This window comes from Pseudomonas orientalis (assembly GCF_022807995.1).
GTDB classification, from domain to species: Bacteria; Pseudomonadota; Gammaproteobacteria; order Pseudomonadales; family Pseudomonadaceae; genus Aquipseudomonas; species Aquipseudomonas orientalis_B.
The window spans coordinates 3,010,781-3,033,408 of the sequence record NZ_CP094351.1 but is presented as its reverse complement, the minus strand read 5'-3'; the positions used below and the strand labels follow the sequence as shown (position 1 = coordinate 3,033,408).

The 22,628-nt window shown below is 54.8% G+C and carries 20 protein-coding genes; 6 read left to right on the top strand and 14 right to left on the bottom strand.

The window, feature by feature from the left end; genetic code table 11:
* Positions 1-98 precede the first annotated feature (98 nt).
* Both MRY17_RS13375 and lpxO read left to right on the top strand, forming a co-directional pair.
* On the top strand, positions 99-1,436 hold the full coding sequence (locus MRY17_RS13375; protein ID WP_181283621.1) for a Wzz/FepE/Etk N-terminal domain-containing protein: 1,338 nt from the start codon (positions 99-101) through the stop codon (positions 1,434-1,436).
* A 258-nt stretch (positions 1,437-1,694) separates the two neighbouring features.
* A complete protein-coding gene (gene lpxO / locus MRY17_RS13370; protein WP_181283622.1) occupies positions 1,695-2,594 on the top strand; it encodes a lipid A hydroxylase LpxO in 900 nt (299 codons plus the stop codon).
* 19 nt (positions 2,595-2,613) lie between these two features.
* On the opposite strand, the gene ligD is transcribed toward lpxO, so the two are convergent.
* Together ligD and MRY17_RS13360 are read right to left on the bottom strand one after the other, a co-directional pair.
* On the bottom strand, positions 2,614-5,139 hold the full coding sequence (gene ligD / locus MRY17_RS13365; protein ID WP_243352247.1) for a DNA ligase D: 2,526 nt from the start codon (positions 5,137-5,139) through the stop codon (positions 2,614-2,616).
* Positions 5,140-5,163: 24 nt separating this feature from the next.
* Positions 5,164-6,003: a Ku protein gene (locus tag MRY17_RS13360; RefSeq protein WP_181283624.1), complete on the bottom strand. Its 840-nt coding sequence runs from the start codon at positions 6,001-6,003 to the stop codon at positions 5,164-5,166.
* Positions 6,004-6,207: 204 nt separating this feature from the next.
* Between MRY17_RS13360 and MRY17_RS13355 the strand changes: the two genes are divergently transcribed.
* Both MRY17_RS13355 and MRY17_RS13350 read left to right on the top strand, forming a co-directional pair.
* Positions 6,208-6,522, top strand: coding sequence for a hypothetical protein (locus MRY17_RS13355; protein WP_181283625.1), 315 nt, complete (start codon positions 6,208-6,210; stop codon positions 6,520-6,522).
* Positions 6,523-6,533: 11 nt separating this feature from the next.
* Positions 6,534-7,691, top strand: coding sequence for a PQQ-dependent sugar dehydrogenase (locus MRY17_RS13350; RefSeq protein ID WP_243352246.1), 1,158 nt, complete (start codon positions 6,534-6,536; stop codon positions 7,689-7,691).
* Positions 7,692-8,201: 510 nt separating this feature from the next.
* On the opposite strand, the gene MRY17_RS13345 is transcribed toward MRY17_RS13350, so the two are convergent.
* Together MRY17_RS13345 and MRY17_RS13340 are read right to left on the bottom strand one after the other, a co-directional pair.
* A complete protein-coding gene (locus MRY17_RS13345) occupies positions 8,202-8,681 on the bottom strand; it encodes a DUF1348 family protein (protein WP_243352244.1) in 480 nt (159 codons plus the stop codon).
* A gap of 51 nt (positions 8,682-8,732) precedes the next feature.
* Positions 8,733-9,296 (bottom strand): TetR/AcrR family transcriptional regulator, encoded by a 564-nt coding sequence (locus MRY17_RS13340; protein WP_243352243.1) that lies wholly within the window; start codon positions 9,294-9,296, stop codon positions 8,733-8,735.
* A gap of 124 nt (positions 9,297-9,420) precedes the next feature.
* Between MRY17_RS13340 and pssA the strand changes: the two genes are divergently transcribed.
* A complete protein-coding gene (gene pssA, locus MRY17_RS13335) occupies positions 9,421-10,764 on the top strand; it encodes a CDP-diacylglycerol--serine O-phosphatidyltransferase (RefSeq protein WP_243352241.1) in 1,344 nt (447 codons plus the stop codon).
* Positions 10,765-10,843: 79 nt separating this feature from the next.
* Here the strand turns inward: pssA and efeO (MRY17_RS13330) are convergent, their stop codons facing one another.
* Genes efeO (MRY17_RS13330) through efeU form a run of 4 tightly spaced genes read right to left on the bottom strand, consistent with a single transcriptional unit; the run spans position 10,844 to position 15,067 of the window.
* Entirely contained in the window at positions 10,844-11,662 is an 819-nt protein-coding gene (gene efeO, locus MRY17_RS13330; RefSeq protein ID WP_243352239.1) for an iron uptake system protein EfeO, read from the bottom strand.
* A gap of 27 nt (positions 11,663-11,689) precedes the next feature.
* Positions 11,690-12,994, bottom strand: coding sequence for an iron uptake transporter deferrochelatase/peroxidase subunit (gene efeB / locus MRY17_RS13325; RefSeq protein WP_243352238.1), 1,305 nt, complete (start codon positions 12,992-12,994; stop codon positions 11,690-11,692).
* Positions 12,995-13,008: 14 nt separating this feature from the next.
* Positions 13,009-14,211 carry an iron uptake system protein EfeO gene (gene efeO, locus MRY17_RS13320; protein WP_191956343.1) on the bottom strand — a complete coding sequence of 401 codons (1,203 nt, stop codon included), beginning with the start codon at positions 14,209-14,211 and terminating at the stop codon, positions 13,009-13,011.
* 10 nt (positions 14,212-14,221) lie between these two features.
* Positions 14,222-15,067, bottom strand: a complete 846-nt coding sequence (gene efeU / locus MRY17_RS13315; RefSeq protein WP_191956342.1) for an iron uptake transporter permease EfeU — start codon at positions 15,065-15,067, stop codon at positions 14,222-14,224.
* Positions 15,068-15,234: 167 nt separating this feature from the next.
* Between efeU and MRY17_RS13310 the strand changes: the two genes are divergently transcribed.
* On the top strand, positions 15,235-16,257 hold the full coding sequence (locus MRY17_RS13310; protein WP_181283634.1) for an AraC family transcriptional regulator: 1,023 nt from the start codon (positions 15,235-15,237) through the stop codon (positions 16,255-16,257).
* A 59-nt stretch (positions 16,258-16,316) separates the two neighbouring features.
* Here MRY17_RS13310 and MRY17_RS13305 read toward each other — a convergent pair whose 3' ends face one another.
* From MRY17_RS13305 to MRY17_RS13280, 6 genes are all read right to left on the bottom strand, one after another.
* Complete coding sequence (locus tag MRY17_RS13305; RefSeq protein ID WP_191953525.1) at positions 16,317-17,564, bottom strand: MFS transporter; 1,248 nt, start codon at positions 17,562-17,564, stop codon at positions 16,317-16,319.
* A gap of 1 nt (position 17,565) precedes the next feature.
* Positions 17,566-18,546, bottom strand: a complete 981-nt coding sequence (locus MRY17_RS13300) for a HesA/MoeB/ThiF family protein (protein ID WP_243352236.1) — start codon at positions 18,544-18,546, stop codon at positions 17,566-17,568.
* A complete protein-coding gene (locus MRY17_RS13295) occupies positions 18,539-19,969 on the bottom strand; it encodes a hypothetical protein (RefSeq protein WP_243352235.1) in 1,431 nt (476 codons plus the stop codon). Before MRY17_RS13295 ends, MRY17_RS13300 begins: the two co-directional genes overlap by 8 nt.
* A gap of 39 nt (positions 19,970-20,008) precedes the next feature.
* Positions 20,009-21,241: a hypothetical protein gene (locus MRY17_RS13290; RefSeq protein ID WP_243352233.1), complete on the bottom strand. Its 1,233-nt coding sequence runs from the start codon at positions 21,239-21,241 to the stop codon at positions 20,009-20,011.
* Between the two features lie 45 nt (positions 21,242-21,286).
* Entirely contained in the window at positions 21,287-22,264 is a 978-nt protein-coding gene (locus tag MRY17_RS13285) for a cupin-like domain-containing protein (RefSeq protein WP_243352232.1), read from the bottom strand.
* Between the two features lie 90 nt (positions 22,265-22,354).
* Positions 22,355-22,495 carry a hypothetical protein gene (locus MRY17_RS13280; RefSeq protein ID WP_164420415.1) on the bottom strand — a complete coding sequence of 47 codons (141 nt, stop codon included), beginning with the start codon at positions 22,493-22,495 and terminating at the stop codon, positions 22,355-22,357.
* Positions 22,496-22,628 lie beyond the last annotated feature (133 nt).

Genomic DNA, 22,628 nt, shown 5'->3' with positions numbered 1-22,628 from the left:
CCATTGTTCGGCTTGCTCAGGGCGTTGTCCCTGACTTGAAGCAGCCAGGACTTCCGCTAGGTGATGGCCTTTTAGTATTAATTTAAGGTGTTCTTATTTTGAATCGAAGTTCCCCGCTTACACCTGCTGTAGCGTCTGATGAAATTGATCTGTTTGAATTGTTTAATGCTATCTGGCGGCAAAAAAAGCTGATCGTAGGCTGCACGGTTCTGGCAGGGGTCCTGGGTGTGGGGTATGCCTTTCTGGCGCCCAAGACCTACGAGGTCAGCAGCGTACTGCGGCCTGCGGCGATCAACGAACTGGACGCACTGAACCGCTCCGAAGTGTATAAATTGCCGCCCGCCGATGCATTGCTCAAAGTGGGCGCGCAACTGGACTCCTACGAGGCGCGTCTGGGTTTCTTCAAGGACCATGAGCAATTGTTCAAGGCGTTTAAGAAGCCAGGGCAAACCCTGGAGCAGAGTTTTGAAGACTTCAATCGCAATTCGGTCAATCTGGTGCTCCCGGACCCGAAGAAGTCCGACTCGCTGAGCACCTACATTCGCCTGGAATTGCAATACCCGACCGATGTCGACGGGGTGAAGATTCTCAACGGGTTTGTTGACTACGCCATTGCCGCAGAGCGCCAGCAAGTGGGGGCCGACCTCAAGGTGATCGTCAATAACCGCTTGAATGAGCTCAAGGGCAAGATCGATGCGGCGCGTGCCAACTACGACACCGACAAGGAATCGAAGATCGCCAAGCTGCTCGAAGCTGACCGCCTCAAGCGCGCCCAATTGCAGGATGAACTCAGCGCCCTGCGCTTACAGATGAAGATGGAGCGTACCAACCGTCTGGCGGAATTGTCTGAAGCCATCGGCATCGCCCAGTCCATGGGAATCCGCACCCCGACTACGCCATCTTCCATGGCCGACTCCACGCGAACCGGCTCAAGCCAGGTGATGCGCACTGAGGTCAACAACCAGAAGATTCCGCTGTACTTCATGGGTACCGAGGCGCTGGAGGCCGAGCGCACTGCGCTGCAAAAGCGCACCAGCGATGACTTCACCAACCCGCGGATTGCCGAAATCGGCAAGGAACTTCAGCTGTTGGAAGCCAACCGGGAAGTTGAAGTGCTGCGCAAGCGCGGCAATGAAGATATTTTCCTGCAGGATGTAGAGCCACTGCGCGCCGAAGTCGCCAGGCTGCGTGGTTTGAACATCGACATGAGCAACCTGAAGCTGGTGACGATCGACCGCCGCGCCCAGGAGCCACTGTCTCCGATCAAACCGAAAAAAGCCCTGGTAATCGGGTTGAGCCTGATCGGCGGGCTGCTGCTCGGAATGATGGTCGCGTTGATCCGTCACCTGGTGCTGACACGGCGCCAGGCTGTGCCTTATTCGGCATTGGAAGACAGCAGTTTTTCCCGCCATGAGCGTAAGGACGATCAATTGTAAGCCTTGGCACTGCCCTCCAGTGGGCGGGTCCCGAGGCCCGCCTGCGCATCCCCCCAGCACACTCGGTAGACAGCTTTTCACAATTCTTAGTTAACCTTTGGTTACAAAGTATGGCTAAATAAACGCTAATGGTCACACGTCGCCTGGTCGGTCGTGTCACCTGTATGTGAATTGTGATTTCAGGTGCTGCTTATCCATCCTCGGCCGTTGTGGGCGCGCAGGAGCAGCCTGTTTTCTCCCTGACGTGTGACGAATCCCTTGAAGCTCATCATTGTTGCTCTCTACGTTGCCTCCATCGCGTATGTACATCTGCGCGGGCGGGTGCGACACAAGCTGGGCCGCCAGCTTAGCGATCACTCGACGTTCCTGGCGCCAATCAACTGCTTCCTCTATCTGTTTTCCAGGCAACCCAGCCGCCCGTTTCTGTCGACCAGCGATTTTCCCGACCTGAGTCCCTTGCAGGAGCACTGGGAAGAGATCCGCCAGGAAGGCCAGAACCTGATGCGGGCCGGGGAGATCAAGCGGTCGCAGCAGCACAACGATGTGGGTTTCAACTCGTTCTTCAAGTCCGGCTGGAAGCGTTTCTACCTGAAGTGGTACGGCGACAGTCATCCCTCGGCGATGAAGCTGTGCCCACGCACCACCGAACTGGTGCAAAGCATCGGCTCAATCAAGGCCGCGATGTTCGCCGAGCTGCCGCCGGGCTCCAAACTGGTGCGTCACCGCGACCCGTACGCGGGCTCCTATCGCTACCACTTGGGACTGGACACCCCCAACGATCCTGGTTGCTTTATCAATGTGGACGGTGAGAGTTATTACTGGCGCGACGGCGAACCGGTGATGTTCGACGAGACCTACATTCACTACGCGCAGAACACCACGACGCATAACCGCCTCATTCTGTTCTGCGACATCGAACGGCCGATGAAATACCGCTGGGCAGCCGCCTTCAACCGCTGGTTCAGCCGCAATGTGATGGCGTCGGCGGGCTCACCCAATGACGAAGGCGACAAGACCGGCGCCCTCAACCGGGCTTTCACTCGTCTGTACAAGATCCGGTTGCGCGGCAAGGAACTCAAGAAGCGCAATCGCACGCGCTATTATCTGGAAAAGTGGGCGATCTTCGCCGGTCTTGCGTTGATCTTTATCCTTATCTGACCTGCACTCGGGGCGCGAATCACTTCGGTGGCTTCGCGCCCAGCTTGTCCCACATCTGTTTGCTGATCTTCTGCCGATTGGCGTAGCCGGCCCAAGGGTCGTCTTTCAAGTCCCGCAACCGTTCGTGCAGGTTGGCCACCGTCCACTGTTGGGCGCTGCGCAAGCCACTCAATTCATCCCGACTGATCGGTACCGACACCGGCAGGCCAGGCCGTGCCCGCACGGAATATGCCGCCACCGTACTGGCGCCCCGGGCGTTGCGCAGATAATCGATGAAGATTTTGCCCACGCGGTTCTTCGGGCCGCTGGTGGCGGTAAAGCGCTCCGGCAGTTGCTGGGTCATAAATTGGGCGATCGCCTTGGCGAAGGCTTTGACGGTGTCCCAATGATCGCGTCGCGCCAGCGGTACGATCAGGTGCAAGCCTTTGCCCCCGCTGGTTTTGACGAAGGCCTGCAAGCCTATTTCATCCAATACCGACAAGGTCAACTGCGCAGCCTCCAGCATGGATTTCCAGGGCAGGGCGGGGTCCGGGTCAAGGTCAAGGACGAACAGGTCGGGGGTTTCGATCTTGTCCGTGGTTGCGCCCCAGGTGTGCAGCTCAACCGTGCCCATCTGCACCGCGCCGATCAGTGCGTCGGCGCTGTCGATTTCCATCAGGCGGGCATGGCCGGGGTCCAGTGCCTGGTCCAATTGCTTGATGTGCGGGATGGCCATGCGTTCGGAGTGCTTCTGGAAGAACTGTTCGCCTTCGATGCCCTCCGGCGCCCTGAGCAGCGAGACAGGCCGGTTGCGCAGGAAGGGCAGGATCGATGCGCTGATCTCGGCGTAGAACTGCGCCAGTTCCTGTTTCTGCGTGCCGCTCTGTTTGTCGATGACGCGATCAGGGTGGGTGATTTTCATGGACTTCACGGTTTTCACCTCCTTCACGGTTTTTTTCGCCTTTGGCGTCTTCACCGATTTGGCCGTACGCGGCTGTTCATGAATGATCTGCGCAGCGGGCTTATCGGTACGCATGCCCACAAAGGCAGCCTGGCGCACCACGCCTTCACGGGTCCACTCGGCAAATTGCACTTCACCGACCAGGCTCGGCTCGACCCAGTGCACGCCGCGCGCCTGGGCGCTGGTCAACGGCTTCTGCAGCGGCGAGTCCTTGCGCTCAAGCGCGGTGAGCTTGGCATAGATGGCTTTGAGCGACGCCTGGTCGAAGCCGGTGCCCACGCGTCCCGCGTACACCAGCCCGGTGTCGTCGTTGACCGCCAGGAGCAGCGCGCCAAACCCGGTGCGCGAGCCCTGGGGGCGGGTGTAACCGACAATCACGAACTCCTGGCGCAGGCGGCATTTGAGCTTGATCCAGTCGGCGCTGCGGCTGGACACATAAGGGCTGCCGGCACGCTTGCCGATTACACCCTCCAAGGCCAGGTCACAGGCGCTCTCGAAAATGTCGCGGTGGTTGGCGGCGAAGGCTTCGGAGAAGCGCAGCAGCTTGCTTTTGCTCCCGGCCAGGGCGGATTTGAGCGCAGCACGACGCGCTTCGACCGGCTCTTCGCGCTGATCAAGGCCATCAAGAAACGGCGCATCGAACAGGTAATAAACGATGTCGAGGCTGCGGCCGATGTCGAAGGCATTCTGCAATGCCTGGAAATCCGGCAAGCCGTCGCCATTGAGGCTGACCACCTCACCATCCAGCCAACTGTCCTTGAGCTTGAGCGCTTGCAAGGCTTTGGCCTGGCGCGGCAGACGATCGGTCCAGTCGTGGCCGTTGCGGGTGAACAGGCGTACCTCACCGTCACGGATGCGCGCCAGGATGCGGTAACCGTCGAATTTGATCTCGTAATGCCAGTCACCTTCGGGTGCCCGATCGACCAACGTTGCCAATTGCGGGGAGAACGCTTCGGGCACAGCGGCCGCCTGCTTGCGCGTGCTCGCCTTCGGTGCCGCTTTGGTTTTTGCCTTGGCTTCAGGCTTGGCCTTGGGTTTGCCGACCACAGCATCGCTGAGCACGCTGGCGGGTTGGGCCTCGACGATATCGTACTCAGCCGAGGGACGCGCCTGCTGGTCTTTTTCCTTGATCAGCAGCCACTGTTCCTTGTCGCCGCTGCCTTTGAGGCGGGTGCGCACCAGAGTCCAGTCGCCCGTGAGTTTCTCACCGACCAGGCTGAATTTCAGTTTGCCGGCCGCGTAGGCTTTGTGTGGGTCGTCATGGGGTTGCCAGATGCCGCGGTCCCACACGATGACATCCCCGGCGCCATATTGGCCGGCGGGAATACTGCCTTCGAAGCCGCCATAACTGAGGGGATGGTCTTCGACGTGGACCGCCAGGCGTTTCTGGCTCGGGTCCAGGCTCGGGCCCTTGGGCACGGCCCAGCTCAACAGCACGCCGTCCAGTTCCAGGCGAAAGTCATAGTGCAGGTTGCGCGCATCATGCTTCTGGATCACAAAACTCAGGGCTGAAGCCTTGCGCTTGCCGGCCGGCGAATTGCCAGCCGGCTCGGCGGTGATTCCGAAGTCGCGTTTGCGGTTGTACTCGCTCAGGGGCTTTGCCATGTCGTTCTCCAGGCAATGGCAGGCTCAAGAGGCCTTTTTGTTGGATTTCTTCGCCGCGGTTTTTTTCGCCGCAGGTTTACCTGCCAGGCTGCGCTTGAGCAATTCGGTCAGATCGATCACATCGGCGGATTTGCGCTCTTCGCTGCCTTCGGTGGATTCGACGTCCTCGATCTTGCCGGCCTTGGCCTTTTTCTCCACCAGCGCCATGATCTTTTCCTGGAAGCTGTCGCGGTATTCATCGGGTTGCCAGTCTGCGCTCATGTCTTCCACCAGACGCTTGGCCATGTCCAGCTCACCCTTGGCCAGGGTCGGCTTGGTCACATCGCTGCCCAGTTCCAGCTCATCCAGGCTGCGCACCTCGGCGGGCCAGCGCAGCATGACGAGCACCAGGGCCGATTCCAGCGGCATCAGCGCGGCCAGGTGCTGCTTGGTGTGCAGCACCACGTTGGCCAGGGCAACTTTGCCGGTTTTTTTCAGGGTTTCGCGCAGCAGCGCGTAGACCTTGCCGCCGCGTTTATCTGGCGCCAGGAAGTAGGGCGTGTCGATGTTCTGCAGGGGAATCTGGTCGCTGGCGACAAAGGCGATGATTTCGATGGTCTGGGTCGATTTCGGGTGGGCCGAGCGGATTTCTTCTTCGCTGAGCACCACGTAGCGGCCCTTTTCATAGGCCACACCCTTGACGATATTCTCCTTGTTGATCTCCTTTCCGGTCGCCTTGTTGATGCGCTTGTAGCCCACCGGGTCCATGCTGCGTTTATCCAGCCAGTCAAAATCAACGCCTTGGGAAGACGTGGCCGAAACCAGCGATACCGGGATGTGAACCAGACCGAAACTGATGGCGCCTTTCCAGATTGCCCGGGGCATAGATACCTCTCCTTACAAAGATAAGCCTGTGTTCTGGTGACTCGTGGGGCTGGGCAAAAGTTTCGGCAAACGGATGCTCGGACAGATCCTGTTACACCTGATGAGAAACAATTTAATGTCGCCAGCCGAACCCCTGGCGTAGCGTGTTATCGAAAGCACGTACTACTCGGCATAGAGCTACTCGACATAGAGAGAGGCAGCGTCATGAACAGTTGTGTGCGTTACCTGGCAGTGCTGGCGTTGGGCCTGGTCCTGGCCCCCTTGACCCAGGCGCAAAACCTGCCGGGTCGCTCCGATTCCAACAACAGCCCCATCCATCGGGCAAACCCCAACAGCATGCAGGGCACCCAGCCCAACGCGCCGGCCGTGCGCGGTATCCAGACGGCCCCGAGCAACCCTCGGCCTACGCTGGAAAACGGCGGAATCGGCAATAGCTACCCCAGGCGCGACACCGTGCCCAGTCGCCCAACCACCGAACCCAAAGCGCCCACCTATGATGCCAACGGCAATCGCCGGTAAGGATTCGTCTTATGTTTTTACGCAAAACCCTGCTAGCCGCTCTGTGCGCAACCACGCTGCTGCCATTGGCCGCAGTCCAGGCTGCCGAGGCCCGACAGTTTCCCAGTGAGCAAGGCAGCATCACCGCAACGCCATTGGCCAAGGCCCTGCATCATCCCTGGGCGGTCGCGTTCCTGCCGGACAGGCAAGGCTTTCTGGTGACCGAGCTTCCCGGCCAGCTGCGTTTTGTCAGCCAGGACGGCAAGCTTTCCGCGCCGTTGACCGGCGTGCCGCAGGTGTGGGCCAAGGGGCAGGGCGGTTTGCTGGACGTGGTGCTGTCGCCTGATTTCAAGCAAGACCGCCTGGTCTATCTGTCGTACGCCGAAGGGGGCGGCAAGGATGGCAAGGCCGGAACCGCCGTGGGGCGAGGGCGCCTGGCCGATGACTTGAGTGGCTTGAAGGACTTTACGGTGATCCTGCGCCAGGAGCCCAAGCTGTCCACCGGCAACCACTTCGGCTCGCGCCTGGCGTTTGACCGTGACGGTTACCTGTTCGTGACCCTGGGCGAAAACAACGACCGGCCCACCGCCCAAGATCTGGACAAACTGCAAGGCAAGGTTGTGCGCATCTACCCGGACGGCCGCGTGCCCGACGACAACCCATTTGTCGGCCAGCCCGGGGTACGTCCTGAAATCTGGTCCTTCGGCCAGCGCAACCCACAGGGCCTGGCGCTGAACCCGTGGAGCGGGACGATCTGGGAAAACGAACACGGGCCACGGGGTGGCGATGAAGTCAACATCATCGAGCGTGGCAAGAATTACGGTTGGCCGTTGGCGACGCATGGCATCAACTACTCCCTCACGCCGATTCCCGAGGCCAAGGGCAAGACCGCCGAAGGTACCGTGGCGCCGCATCATGTATGGGAGAAGTCACCGGGGATCAGTGGCATGGCGTTCTACGATGCCGACCGGTTCAAGGCCTGGCAGCACAACCTGTTTATCGGTGCATTGGCCAGCCAGGAGCTGATTCGGTTGCAGTTCGACGGTGACAAGGTTGTGCATGAGGAGCGTTTGCTGGGGGATTTGAAAGCGCGCATTCGCGACGTGCGGCAGGGGCCGGATGGCTATCTGTATGTGCTGACGGATGAAGAGGATGGAGTGTTGTATCGCGTCGGGCTCAATCAGGACTAGGCAGGTCCAACTGACGTTCCGAGACCCAAATGTGGGAGGGGGCTTGCCCCCGATGGCGGTGTATCAGTCACTGATGTACTCACTGACCGGTCCTCATCGGGGCATAGGTATCTACACAATTTTGGTTCGACACCGCACCTCTGGCGAGGGAGCTAACGCGTATCTACCTGACGTTCCGAGATCCAAATGTGGGAGGGGGCTTGCCCCCGATGGCGGCCTCAGGGCCGACCAGGATGTTGGATTGGAACGGGTACATATCCGTTTCTGCGGTAACGGCCACTTAGGGTTCCGCCCTGACGGCGGGTCACTTTGGAAAAGCCCCAAAGTAACCAAAAGGCTCTTGCCCCACCACTCGGCACCTCGCTTGCGTTCGGCCAGCGTGGTTAACGGGGCGCCTGAGATCAAGATCAAAAGCAGATCAAGAGCGACTCGCTTCGCATCGTGGTTACGGTTGGGCGCTACAGGGTTGTGTAGATGCCTATGCTCATCTGGGGCAAGCCCTCCCACAGGTTACAGGCCAAACTCCGACAACCCCGGATGCTCATCCGGACGCCGCCCCAATGGCCAGTGGAACTTGCGCTCGCTGTCCTTGATCGGCAGATCGTTGATGCATGCGAAACGGTGGGCCATCAGGCCGTTTTCATCGAACTCCCAGTTTTCATTACCGTACGAGCGAAACCAGTTGCCGGCGTCATCGTGCCATTCATAGGCATAGCGCACGGCAATGCGATTGTCGGTAAACGCCCATAGCTCCTTGATCAGTCGATAGTCCAGTTCCCTGGCCCACTTGCGCGTGAGAAACCCCTTGGCTTCTTCGCGGTTGTGGACAAACTCGGCGCGGTTGCGCCATTGGGTGCCCAGCGTATACGCCAGTGAAACCCGGTGCGGGTCGCGGGAATTCCAGCCGTCTTCGGCCAGACGCACTTTTTCAATGGCCGATTCGCGGGTAAACGGCGGCAGTGGCGGGCGAACTTCTGCGTCGGTGTACATAGAGCACTCCTGAAAACAAGAGAGTGGATCAAAAGTTGCCAGGCGTGCGGTTCAAAGTGCCAACAATGTTCGCGCCATATCCTGCGCATTATCGGCAGCCGTTGAATCACCCATCACCAGGGCAACGGTAATGGCACCATCGATCAGAATCAGCAGTTGTGCGGCCTGCCGCTCCGGATCGGGGGTGCCATGTGCGTGACACAGTTCGAGTGCGAACTCGAACAGTTTTTGTTTGTGTGCCTTGGCCAGCAGACGTACCGGGTCCTGCGCATTGCCGGTCTCGCCACTGGTATTGATAAAGGCGCAGCCGCGGAAATCCGCCGAGCCGAACCAGCTTTTCAATGCGCTGAACAGCGCCAGCAGGCGCTCACCGCTGTCGTCGCTGCGCTGCACGTGCGTGCGCAGCCAGCACATCCAGCGTTCGTCACGGCGCTGCAGGGCGGCAATCACCAGGTCATCCTTGTTGGCGAAATAGCGGTAGATGCTTTTTCGCGAGACGCCGGCGGTTTTCACCAGCAAGTCCATCCCGGTGGCGGCGATGCCGTGGCGATAAATCAGTTTCTCGGTAACGTCGAGAATGATATCGCGTGTTTCGTTAGAGGTCATATCGTTCATGGCGGGAACAGTAGAACGATCGTTCTTCTTGGTCAAGGATGTTTTTCGGACAGCGCTGACGAGACCTGAGCATCCTCATGGTGTAAGCTTTGGGCCTCTTCGGATTCGACCCTTTGCGAGCCTTATGCCGTCGTTCTTCAAACGCTCCCTGTTGCCTAAATTGCGCGGTTTTCCGCTGTCCGCCGATGCCATCGAGGTGCTGTCCGGCGCCGATGCCTATCGGCGTTGCCTGCTGGAGAAAATCCCGCAGGCCACCCGGCGTATCTACATCGTTGCGTTGTACTTGCAGAAGGATGAAGCGGGGCAGGAGATCTACGACGCACTGCACGCCGCGAAGGCGGCACGCCCGGAGCTCGACATCGTGGTGATGGTCGACTGGCTGCGCGCCCAGCGCGGGCTGATTGGCGCCGGCAAGCAGCCGGGCAACAGCGCCTGGTACCAGGCCATGACCCAGAGCCATGCCACTGAAGTGCCGGTGTACGGCGTGCCGGTGCAAACCCGCGAGCTGTTCGGCGTATTGCACCTCAAGGGCTTCGTGATCGACGACACGGTGCTGTACAGCGGCGCCAGCCTGAACAACGTGTACCTGCACAAGTTCGACAAGTACCGCTTCGACCGTTATCACCTGATCCACAGCCAGCCGCTGGCCGATTCCATGCAGCATCTGGTGGAGCATGGCCTGGTGGCGTCCAAGGCGGTGCACCGCCTCGACCTGCCCAACCCGCCCACCACCCGCAGCCTGCGCAACGATATCGGTGACCTGCGCAGCCGCCTCAAGCATGCGAGCTATGACACCAGCGCCGGGCAGTTGCCCAACGGGCACTTGCAGGTCAGCCCGCTGCTCGGTGTGGGCAAGAACAACCCGCTCAGCCGGGTGATCCTGGAGCTGATCGCCAGCGCCCAGCAGCAATTGACTATCTGCACGCCGTATTTCAACCTGCCGCTGCCGGTGACTCGGGAGATCAACCGGGCCCTGGCGCGCGGCGTGAAGATCGACATCATCGTCGGCGACAAGACCGCCAACGACTTCTACATTCCGCCCAGCGAGCCGTTCAAGGTGATCGCAGCGCTGCCTTATCTGTATGAGATCAGCCTGCGTCGCTTTGCCAAGCGCCACCAGCCAATGATCGACAGCGGCCAGCTGAACCTGCACCTGTGGCGTGACGGTGACCACAGCTACCACCTCAAGGGCATGTGGGTCGACGAGCGCTACACCTTGCTGACCGGCAACAACCTCAACCCGAGGGCGTTCCGGCTCGACTTGGAAAACGCCTTGCTGATCGACGACCCCAAGGGCGAATGGCTGGCGCCGCGAGCGCAGGAGCTGGCGCATATTTTCCAGCACGCCACGCGTATTGAGAGTTATCAGCAATTGCAGACGCTGGTGGATTATCCGGCGGCGGTGGGCAAGTTCCTGCGACGGGTGAGCAGGGTGCGTATCGAACGGCTGCTGTACCGGATTCTGTAAAACCACCTGAACAAAAAAAACACCCAGGCTCCTGCGGGACCTGGGTGTTTTTTTGCGTGGCGGTTTAGCTCAGGTCCAATCAGTTCAGGCCCAACTTGCCGCGCAGCATCGACAGGTCTTCGGCCAGGGTATTGACCGGGCCCACCAGGGCTTTGCGGTCGTTGTCCTTGACCTTGTCGTAGGTTTCAAACCCGCCGTCCGGGGTCCTGTACTTGGCGAGGATCTTGTCCACGGTGGCAAAGTTCTTGTCGACCTTGGCCAGGAACCCCTTGTCCTGTTTTTCGATCTGGCCACGGAACAGGTCAACGATTTTCTTCGCGCCGTCGATATTGCCCTGGAAGTCATACAGGTCGGTGTGGCTGTAGCGGTCTTCTTCGCCGGAAATCTTGGTGGCGGCCACTTCTTCGAGCAGCGCTGCGGCACCGCCGACGACTTTTTCCGGTGGGAAGGTCAGGCCATCCACGCGGGTCTTGAGGTCCAGCACATCGCTGTTGAGCTTGTCGGTGAGGGCGTCGAGGCCCTGGGTGGTGTTCTCGGAAAACAGGCTGTATTCGATGCGGTGAAAGCCGGTGAAGTCTTCAGCCTTTACGCCTTTTTCGTGGTCGTCGACCCGTGAGTCGATGGAGGCGTCGAGGTCGCTGAACAGCTCGGCGATCGGCTCGATGGACTCATAGTGCACACGGGTCGGCGCGTAGAGTTTTTTGGCGGTGGCCAGGTCACCTTTTTTCACGGCGGCGGTGAAGGCCTGGGTCTGGGTGACCAATTCACCGATCTCTTCGGTGACGTAGATCTTGTAGTCCGACACCGGCCCTACCAGGTCCAGCGGCGCCGTGGCGGCGATGGCGGCCAGTGGCGAAAGGGTGATCAGCAACGACAACGCGAGGGTCGACTTTTTCATGGGACGGTATCCGCTCTGAGTTTTGTTTCAGGTTTTGGCAGTGGTTGGCGAGTGCGTTGCCGCAAGCAGCGTGCGCCCGATGAAATCGTCCGGCCCCCGGACTCCCGGCAAGGTGAAGAAATAACCGCCGCCGACCGGCTTGAGGTATTCCTCCAGGGGCTCGCCGTTGAGCCGGGTTTGCACGCTGATAAAGCCTTTCTCCAGGTCAGCCTGGTAGCAGATGAACAGCAGCCCCATGTCGAGCTGACCGTTTTTATTCACGCCGTTGGAGTAGTTGAACGGCCGGCGCAGGATCAGGTTGGCCTGGGTCTGCGGTGTGCGCGGGTTGGCCAGGCGGATGTGGGCATCAAGCTTGGTCAATTTGCCCTCCGGGTCCTTGCTGTAATCGGGCACCTGGGATTCCTTGTCGCCACCCATCGGCGCGCCGGTGGGTTTGACACGGCCAATGATGCTTTCCTGTTCCTGCAGCGGAGTACGGTCCCAGCGCTCGACGAAGTTACGGATGATCCGCACCGCCTGGTAGCTGCCGTGGGCGGCCCAGGCGGGTTCGTCGCTGCCGGGCTGGACCCAGACGATGCGGTCCATGGCCTTGGCGTCGTTGGAGTCGGGGTTGGCCGAACCATCGCGAAAACCCAGGAAGTTGCGCGCACTTTGCGCAGGCTCGCCGGGTTTGGCCGGCGCCTGAGGCGGTACGCTGCCTTCCTGTTTCCAGCGCACCAGCAACAGGTCCGGCAGGTTTTTCACGATGTCGCGCAGGGCGTGGATATTGGTGTCCGGCGTATTGGAGCTGAACTGCAGGCTCAGGTCGCCGTGGCACTGTGCCGGTTCCAGCGCATCGTTGGGAAAGCCGACCATGCGAATCAGGCGCTTGGGTTTGGCTGCACCGAGGCCGAAGCGCTCATCGAACAAGGATTCGCCGACGGAAACGGTGATGGTCAGGTTATCCGGCGTGACCACCGGGCCGAGGATGCCGGAGTCGGTGGGCGGCAGTTTCGGGTCGACCTGCGGCACGGTGCCGCCAGTCATCAGGAACGCGATGCGCTCGTTCAAGGTGCGAAACAGACGCTCCAGGTCTTCACGGTCGCTGGCCAGCACGTCGAAGGCCACCAGCATGCCGCAGGCCGGGCGCGGAGTGACGATACCGCTCTGGTGCTGGCCGAAGAATGCGTGATGGTCCTGGGTTTTGTCGCTGCGCGGCGCGGTGGTGACCTGTTCGGCGGCCGCAGCCATGGCCGGGCAGGTCAGGCTGCTGCCGGCAATGGCCGCGCCGGTAGCCGCCATGCCCAGCAGGACACGGCGACGCTGAAGGTTGAATTGTTCTGAATCACTCATGTCTGCGTTTCGTCTCACTGCAGGCCGGAAAGGCCGAGGGCGGGGTCGATTCCATCGAGTGCGGCGGCCAGTGCCTTGGCCTTGTTGGCGATCTGCTTGCGCTGATCGGCCGTTACGCTGTCGTACGTGCTGTAGCGGCTGCCGACTTTGAAACCGGCCAGTTCGGCGTCGAACTGCGCCAGTGCGCTGTCGATGGTCGGCAGCAGGTCGGCCGCCGATTGGGTCAACAAGGGGCGCATCAGGTCGACCACCTTGTGCGCAACCTGCAGGTTGGCGGCAAAACCGTTGAGGTCGATATGGCTGTAGCGTTCTTCTTCACCGCTGGCGGCGCGTACGTCGGCCAGGCTGTTGAGGTTGCGCACCACAATGCTCACCAGTTGCTCCGGCGGCAGGGACTGGGCCAGCAGCTGTTGCTTGAGGGTGGTGACGTCGTTGACCAAACGCTGCGCAACGGGCGCCAGACCATCGAGACTGCGCTGCTGGAACAGGCCGTATTCAAGGCGGTGGAAGCCGCTGAAGGCTGGGTCCTGCTCGCGTTTTTCGAAGTAGTCGGCGCGGGCGTTGATCGCGTTGTCCAGTTCGGCCAAACGTTGCGAGGCCGGTGCCAGGCGTTGGTAGGCTTCGCGGGCCGGAACATACAAGGCCTGGGCCTGGGCGAGATCGCCGGCATCGATTGCCTGCTGCAACGCAGTCACAGCCTTGACCAGTGCACTGCCCTGGCCGCTCAGGTACACGCGGAACTCCGACAGCGGGCCGATAAAAGCCACCATCGACGGCTTGGCCCTGGCCTGGGCGTCGGATTCAGCCGTAGGCGTGACATGCAAGGTGCCGCGCGGGTTACTCAGCAGGCCGCAGGTGATCGCGTAGTCGCCGGGCAGCAAGTTGGCGTTGATCACCTGGCTCAGGCCGGGGGCAATATTCTCCCGCTCCTCGACCACCAGCACGCCGTCGAGGATTTCCCACTCCACTGCGCGATCGGAGCGGTTGATGATGCGAAAGCTCGCACGTCCGGCCGGCACTGTCAGTGCATTGGGCTCACAGGCGTGGCCGCGGATGGTCACCGCGATTTCATTGTGGTTGGCCTGGCGCTTGCCGGCGGCCAACTGCGAGGCGTAATAGAACAGGCCACCGGCGGCGATCATCACGACCACCGAGCCGGCCAGGGCCCAGCGCAGCGCGCGGGACGGCGGGGCCGGTTGAGGGGTTGGGTTGGACAAGAGACGGTCCTTACTGGCTGGAGGCGGAAGAATTTGGGGTGAAGGGCTTGGCGGACGGCGCGGGCAGGAAGAACACCACCAGGGCCACCACCAGGTAAATCAGGTAGGCGCCGAGCGTGCTCACCGTCGGTGCTTCCTGATACCCGAACATACCTGCGAGTACCGAGCCGAGCGGGCTGTCCATCGGCAGCGCGGCGCTGAAATCGAACAGCACGGTTTGCAGGTGATTCCACACGCCCGCTTCATGCAGAGCCTGCACCGAGTTGGCGAGAATGCCGGCCGCCACCACCAGGATAAACAGGCCGGTCCAGCGGAAAAACGCGCCGAGGTTCAGGCGCATGCTGCCGGAATAGATCAAAAAGCCCACGACAATCGCCAGGATCAGGCCGAGCAGGGCGCCCATCGGCGCGCCGGGGCCTTCGCTCTGCTGGAATACGGCGAGCAGGAAGAACACGGTTTCCAACCCTTCGCGGGCCACGGCGAAAAACACCATGGCGATCAGCGCAAACACTTGATGCCGGGAGCCGGCCAAGGCATGGTCGAGGGACTCATGCAGCGAATGTTTGATGGAACGCGCCACCTTGCGCATCCAGAACACCATGGAACTGAGGATGCCCACCGCGACCAATCCGACGATGCCTTCGAACAGTTCCTGCTGTTTTTGCGGGAATTCGGCGCTGACCAGTTCCAGCCCACCGCCCACCAGCAGGGACAGGGCAGCGGCGAGAAATACGCCGATCCACACGGCGGGCATCCACTGGCCGCGCCCGGTCTGTTGCAGGTAACTGGCGATGATGCCAACGATCAACGCCGCTTCAATGCCTTCGCGCAGCATGATTAAAAAAGGAACGAGCATCGGGCACCACGGCGTAACTAGATAGGAAGCTAAGTTGTAACATAATGATACTCATTGCTAAACAAGAAATATTGACCTTTGCTGAACCTGGGCTGAACGGTGGTGGCGAAGCGCAACCGCCTTTATCATGCAGGCCACCAGAGCGCAGCCGGATCGATCGACCCCCCATGTCCGAGAAAGACACCATTTCCATCCACCTCGTGCGCGAAGCCTTGCTGCAGAGCTGCGCGCCGGGCGCGGCCACGGTTGAGGCGTTAAGCAAAGTCGGGATTGACCCGGTGCTGCTGGAACAGCCCGGCGCACGCGTGGCCGCCACGGCCTATGCACGCCTGTGGCGTTTGCTGGCGCGGCGCAGGGATGACGAGTTTTTTGGCATGGACCCACGCAAACTCAAATCCGGCAGCCTGGCGTTTCTGTGTCGCGCCGCCATGGCCCAACCGAGCCTGATGGCCGGTCTGGAAACCGCGCTGGATTTTCTGTCACTGATGCTCGAGCGCCTGCCTGCCCAGCTGGTGCGCCAGCAAAGCCTGGCGGAAATCGTATTGCTCGAGCCGGAGCCTGAACCCAGGCGTGCATTCACCTATTTCACCTATTGGATGATCGTGCACGGCGTCGCCTGCTGGCTGGCGGGGCGGCGCATCCCGATTCTGGCCATCGAACTGCGCTGCGCCCGCCCGGACTTTTGCGATGATTATCAGGTAATGTTTTCCGACAACCTGCGTTTTGATCGCCCACGCACGCGCATGATCTTTTCGGCCGAGTGCCTGGACCTGCCGATCAAGCGTACGCCCCAGGAACTGCAACGCTTTCTCGGCCAGGCACCGGCCAATATCCTGGTCAAATACCGCGACCCGCAAAGCCTGGCCAGCCGCATCAAGCATGACCTGCGCCATATGCCCCCGCACACCTGGCCGGAGACGGACGGCCTTGCCGCCACCCTGTGCATCTCCGCGTCCACCCTGCGCCGCCGCTTGGCAGAAGAAGGGCAGACCTATCAGGGCCTCAAGGACAGCGTGCGCAAGGAATTGGCGATTGTGTGGCTGGCTGAACCGCAGATCAGCTTCGCCCAGATTGCCGAGCGGTTGGGGTTTGCTGATACGAGTTCGTTTTATAAAGCGTTTCGTAAATGGAGTGGGTCGAATCCGGGGCATTATCGGAGTTTGATTTTGAATGAAGCAACGCAAGATTAATGGCGCTGCTTGAAAGCGTTACGCAGTGAGCCTGTAGAGTGCCAAAAAATCTGCGCGATTCAAACGCCCTGTTTTTTTAAATGACTTCTCTGTCCGTTTAAGAATAATGTTGTGCTTACACCAAATAAACCCACAAAGCAGGTGGCAGCAACTATAACCAAAGTCAAGGAGAAGCCATAAATATCCAGCATCCCGCCAAAAACAGTATAGGAGATGCCGATGACAACTGAATTTATTAGGTTTGCGACAGATAGGCAGGACGCTCGGATATGTGAATCAACATTTTCATGAATATATGTTTCATAGGAGGTTTCATATATTGAAGGGAGCGACATGATAAGAAGGAAAGTTGCCACCGAAGTAATTGTTCCAATATTTAATGATAAAATGCCTAGCAAAAAAGTAACAGCGGCGGTAGTGGTAAGAGCGATTATGCCGAGAGAAAATCTAGAACAAATAAAGCCCGCGGCCATGAACATAACTGCCGATATGGCTTCAACGGCAGCATAAATGCCGGCAATAATAGGTATCTCTAAACCCTGCATGGCAAAAAACGGCTGGCCATAGATAAACAGGGGGATCGTTGATAGTTCGAATAACGCATATCCAATAAATAGAGGTATAAGAAGAGCCCCTTTTTTTGAGCAAAAAAAATTGACGAGCGATGTGAAAACGTTTTCTGTCGTGTTATGGCCTACTCCATTTTCTTTATGGAGCGCCGGAGAGGTAGACGGAAGCCTCATTTCGGGAATGCACGTTACAATAAGTGCGCCGATAAACTTGGATATCGCAAAAAAAATATAAACACTGTTCCATGAGAAACTATCTTGTAATACACCACCAAGAAGTATGGATAAGCCTAATGAAACTGCACCGATAGCACGGGCACGTGACAATATTTTGGGATACTCTTCAGCTCGGTGTTCAGCCAGTAAGTTATCATACAATAATGCTCTGTCTGAACCGGAGCCCATCGCAATGCTGGCGCCGAATAGGCAAAATATAATCGCAAAAGGAATAAAAGAGGAGAATAGCAAGAAACCAATACCGCTTATACATAACCCTAGAAAACCGGTTATAAGAGAAAACTTACGGCCATATCGATCTGCAAGTAAGCCAGATGGGATTTCTAATGCTACACAAGAAAAAAATAAAAAAGATTGGAGTGCACCTATCTCTCCTTGTGTGATGCCAAGTTGCAGCAAGTAAAGAACGAACAGGCTTCTTTGAACATCCATGTTTAGGAAGACAGACAAAGAGTAATATAAATTGTCATTTTTGTTTTTTAAAAAACCTAATGCATTCATTTTATTTAAATACCTGTTTCTTTGTGAGTTCAAAAGATCTGAAATCTAAGCTTAAAATGCATGCATCTATTTTTGAAGGTCCAATCTTTGCCAAATATTGAAGGGCTTCCCACGCCATGAGATTGGCGACAATCGAGTTTGTTATTCCATTGGATGGAAAACGTGCAGGAATAATTTTTTTTTTACAAACGGTGTGTACATCTCTAATCCAGTGTAGATATGCCTGGAATGAAGGTTTCTCTCTCAGAAGCGGTCCGAGTGTGCCGTTGTTAATACCAACGGCACCGAAAAGCGCTGAGGTGCCTGCTTTTAATGCTGCGTTAGCAACGTAACCCTGAATGGCTCCTTTAGGTTCATCAGCACAACAAATTATCAAATTTGCCCCCGTTGCTAATCTTGCTAGCTGTCTGCTGGAAGTTATCTCTAATATGATGGATTGCGTTTTTGCGACTTTTTGATTTTCCATTAATCGCTGAGCAAGTATATCTGCTTTATATTGGCCGATATCTCGCGCGCAAAAAACAAATTGACGATTAAGGTTGCTCATGCTCACTTTATCAAAATCAATTAAGACAAAGGAGCCAACCCCTGAACCAGCAAGGCTTTGTGCAACTAACGATCCGGTGCCGCCGCATCCAACAATTACTATTGACGAATTGTATAATTGTTGGCTCATTTCTTGGCTTGGCGCTACTGCTTCATTCCAACACCATTGCACCGACTGTAACGGAGTCATCCCGCAAGGAGGGGCTGTGTGAATAAGATTAGCATCCTTTAATTTTCGGAGAAGGCTTTCTTTCGGTTCCTTCTCTAATTCCAACACGACCCCCGTTGTACTAAGTAGATGCAGTAACGTGGCGGTATCGGAATTGTGAGGTTTGATATTTTTTATGCCATCCTCTGTGATCAATTTAAGTTGATTCTTATCACTAAGAATAGCAACGTCACCACGCAAGACCCATAGGTTTTCTAATTTAAACAAGGGAATTCTCCATTATGCGTGTGTCGCCTATATGTTTAACAAACATAGCCATTGGTCTATAAACTGTTTCAGCCAATAGCATGGGTAAAGTACCACTACTGGATCTAGAATAAAGTTTAAAGAAAATAGATTTAATAAGTTTTTTGGAATCAACGGAGGTTTCCAAACCAGATATTTTTCTTTGAAAGAGAGTTAGGCGCAAACTTTTCTCACTGGCGGCATCTACTACTAAAGCTTTCAAAATCTTTTTTTCCCCATTTGTGAGCTCTTGCCAAATTTCTCGGCACTCCATAAGCAGGTGAAGTGATTTGTCTTTATTTTTTTGTCTAGGCTCAACAAATGATTGAAGCAAAATCTCAGCCTCGCTCATTATTTCAAATGGGCTATGAAATCGCTGATAGTTTGCGAGTATAGGGAAAGAGTAATATGAAGAAAATGCAGACCATGACAATAGTATTTTTGTATTTGAGTTGGGAATGACATCTAAAGCCTTAGTCAGCCCAATGCCACGATACTGTGGATGTACAATGACCCGGAATGATTGCAATATAGATTTATTGACTTCTGAGAACTCAGGAAATATCTCAAATGCCTTTGGCCATGGACGTATACATAAGTTAACGCCAACCAGTTCTCCTTGAGAATAAGCAGCAACAACATGGTCAACTAGAGGGACCAACATATCTATATCATTCGGGTTGTCATTTTCATAATGATAACGAGAAAGTTTTTTATAGTCCTCTATGGTGCCTTTTTTTATTTCTATTTTTAGGCTTTCTAATATATTTGTGTTTTTTATTTTTTTGTTTAAAATACGGTGTTTCCCGTCTGAGCAAAGCTCAATATGAATGTCAGGTTTTAAAAAGTCGACAATATCGTCATGGCAACTTGCAATAAAAGCGCTTTGTTCATTGGCGCGCAGGATTTTCCCTAAATTTATGGCGACAATGTGAGCTGTACGCCTGTCCAATCGTGTAGTGAATTCGTCAAGGATAAGTGGCCCGTTTCCCTGGATTAAGGCCGACGCAATAAGGAAACGTTCTTTTTGCCCATCAGATAGGTGAGAGAAAGGACCAATCAGAATACGTGGCTCTCCCAGTCCAAATTTTGAAAGGTAACGGATGACTGCTCCTGCATCGTCATAAGATATTATCTCAGCAATAGATTTCTCTTTATCAATGTGGTCAGGTATTTTCCTTATGGCTGAAAAGTGTTGAGATATTTCTCTTAGTAGTAAACTTTTACCAACACCACTTGCGCCTGTTATTAGAACAATTCCGTTTGTAGGAATATCTAAATTTGAGAGTGACTCAATCCACCCTTTTTCAGATAAGCCAAAAGTTTTAATTATATCTTGGCAGATTTTGCTTGAGTTGTCTGTTGGAGAAATATGTAAGTCTACTTTTGTGTGTATTATATTCATAGCATCGCTCCTGTCAGCTTACTAGCTACAGTAGGTCTATTACTTTTGGAAATTAATATTGCTCAAGCAAATGCTTGGAATGGCGCCAATAGTAACGCTTGGGCATACATCGTCTAGTAGATGGTTAAGCAATCTTCTATGTGGATTGCTAAACATAGATGATTTTAATGTATTGAAATATAGTTTTTGGGCTTGTGATTCATTTCGCCAAGCTGGGCATAACATTAATGACGCATATCTACCCCAAGCATCATCGGTTGGTCCAGAAATAATCATTAGGCGCATAGCAGCTTTAACTTTAGGATTTGAATAGCTGTCAGAAACTGGAGTGCAAGGTATACCATTCTTATGAAGAGTCATCGCAATGGACCAAGCTACAGTAGCGTTGGGGTAATAATCAGAAAATGCTAGAAGAAGACCATTTTTGGATGCTATAGGAGACCAGTCTAAAGATATTAAATTTTTTAGCGGTACGGGATCGTCAGATGGTGTGGCAGCCCTTGCCCAACCTACATGTTCTCCACAGTTTTCCTCTTTTAAAATGTTTTTAATTTCTTTACGAAGTGATTTTTTGTCATCTCCAATAAGCTCGCCTGAAAAAACAAGAACACCTCTAAGGGACGTTTTCTTAACGATGCGCTGTCCATTTATTAGTGCGGTTGAGTTAAATGGAGTAGCGGTGTCTGCAGTCTGATTAATGATTCCTTTTTCGTAAAGAGTTATATTTTCTTCAGGATTGCGAACAACTTCTATAAGTATAGGCGGAATGCTTTTGTAGGGGCAAAAAGCCTCCCACCTATTAGGAGCAATCTCACAGATCTGCCGTGCTCCAGGCCACATACCAGCACGAAACGGTATCCAGGCAGGGGAAGATAGTAATCCTTCAAAGGCTGGCACCTTATCTTGAAATCTGATAACGGCGCTGCCATCTAGGGCTAACTTTAATTTGGCTTTGCTCATAATTAGATGGCGGACGAGAATATCTTGACTTGCCAGATAGTTAAGCCCGCTTAGATAATCTCCTCCTGAAATATTATTCAGTTCGCGGGTTTTATTGGTTTTGGGAGAAAGAATGTATGTATGCTCCTCATCCTTAACTCTGATATCACAGCCGCCTTCTATGCTCACGTTTGGGAGCGGTGTAGATAACGGCGCTCGTGGCGGAAGCGCTCCCAAGCTCGCTAATTGTAGTGCACCATAGTTACGAGGGGATTTTAGTGATCCGGGAACTGCATCTACAGCAATTCTAAGTAGATTATTTTTGTTTTCCACGCAGCCTCCTTACTTTCTTGGAGTATATGAAAGGCTTCTAAATACCTAAGGTTTTGAGTAATAGTTGCTTAGGTAGTCTTCAGTTTTTGCTGCGGTATTTTTGAGAAACAGGATATATTTTTCCTCATGCTCTATAAAACTTCCGATTTTATGGGATAAGGGAGGAGGCAGTGTTTTTGCCACTTCAAATAGTTCTGCTCTAGCTTTTTTACCTAAGTCTTCGATTTTACTTAATATGGGTAGAACGAATCCACGCATTTGCTGTTCAAACAATGGGAATCTATGAGTGTCTACATGTAAGTTTTGAACAGCGATAGTGAACCCGCAGTTGATTACGTTGTGCCACCATCCAGGGGGAATATAAAATGCGTCACCCGCCGTTATCGTACCTTCAAAAATATCGGCGCCTTGCCTGAGCACTTTATTAGCAGTTTCAGTATCAAATAAGTCTTGTCCGTTCGAGACTGCAAAGGTGTGGAGTGGCGACACCATACGCGCTTTTTTTTCGCCTATAATCATGGTTAACAGGGAGTTAACGAAAAAAGAATCTGTATGTAAAGGACTGGATACAAATTCATATCCGATAAGTAAGTTTGTTGGTGGTATTGAAATCGAAGGCGGTAATTTGTACAGCCAGTTATCAGGAAAGCAAGGTAATGTCATATCTATGTCATTTAGGAGTTCAGGAAACTCTTTGTGATAGATCCATCCGCCCATATAGGGTAACTCAGTCTTATGGTCAATAAAGGCTTTGTTTTCTGCTATGCATATATATTCCCTCAGAGGCATTCTAGCTTGGTTTTTGTAAGGTTCTTGCTGTTTTGTCTTGTAGTAACAGATAGGTACGTCAACATGTCCGTAACTGTCTTTGAAAAAGTTTGCGGACCATCGCTTCATAGCTGGCCAATCTTTCCCCATTCCTTTTAAAATGACTGGCGTTTCATTCAGAAGGTAATTTTTTTGAAATTCCATTACCTCGCTAGCATCAACGCTTTCAAGAGGAATTATGTTTTTGTTTAACAAATAGATAATCCTGCTTAAAGAATTGCTATTAGTTTGATAAAAAAGGTCAAACTAATGAATGACCTTTTTTATGTTGGTGCTGGCTGACTACTAACAACGACTAAAAACAGCCTGAAGCATCAATTCATCATCTGCTAGATCCATGAAGAAAGAGATGTCTTCATTTTCATTCGTGGCAGAAAAGCTGTTGTCTGGTTCTGGTACATAGTCATTTACTTCTTCATTTTTCATGTTTTTATTCCATTTATTAATTGATGGGCTAGTAACGTCGTTTGATTAAGCCGTCACTGATCAATTTGACATTCCGGCCCAGGGCTACGCGACGTGCCCAGATTTAATCAAGGAGGATTCGCGTACGTGTTTA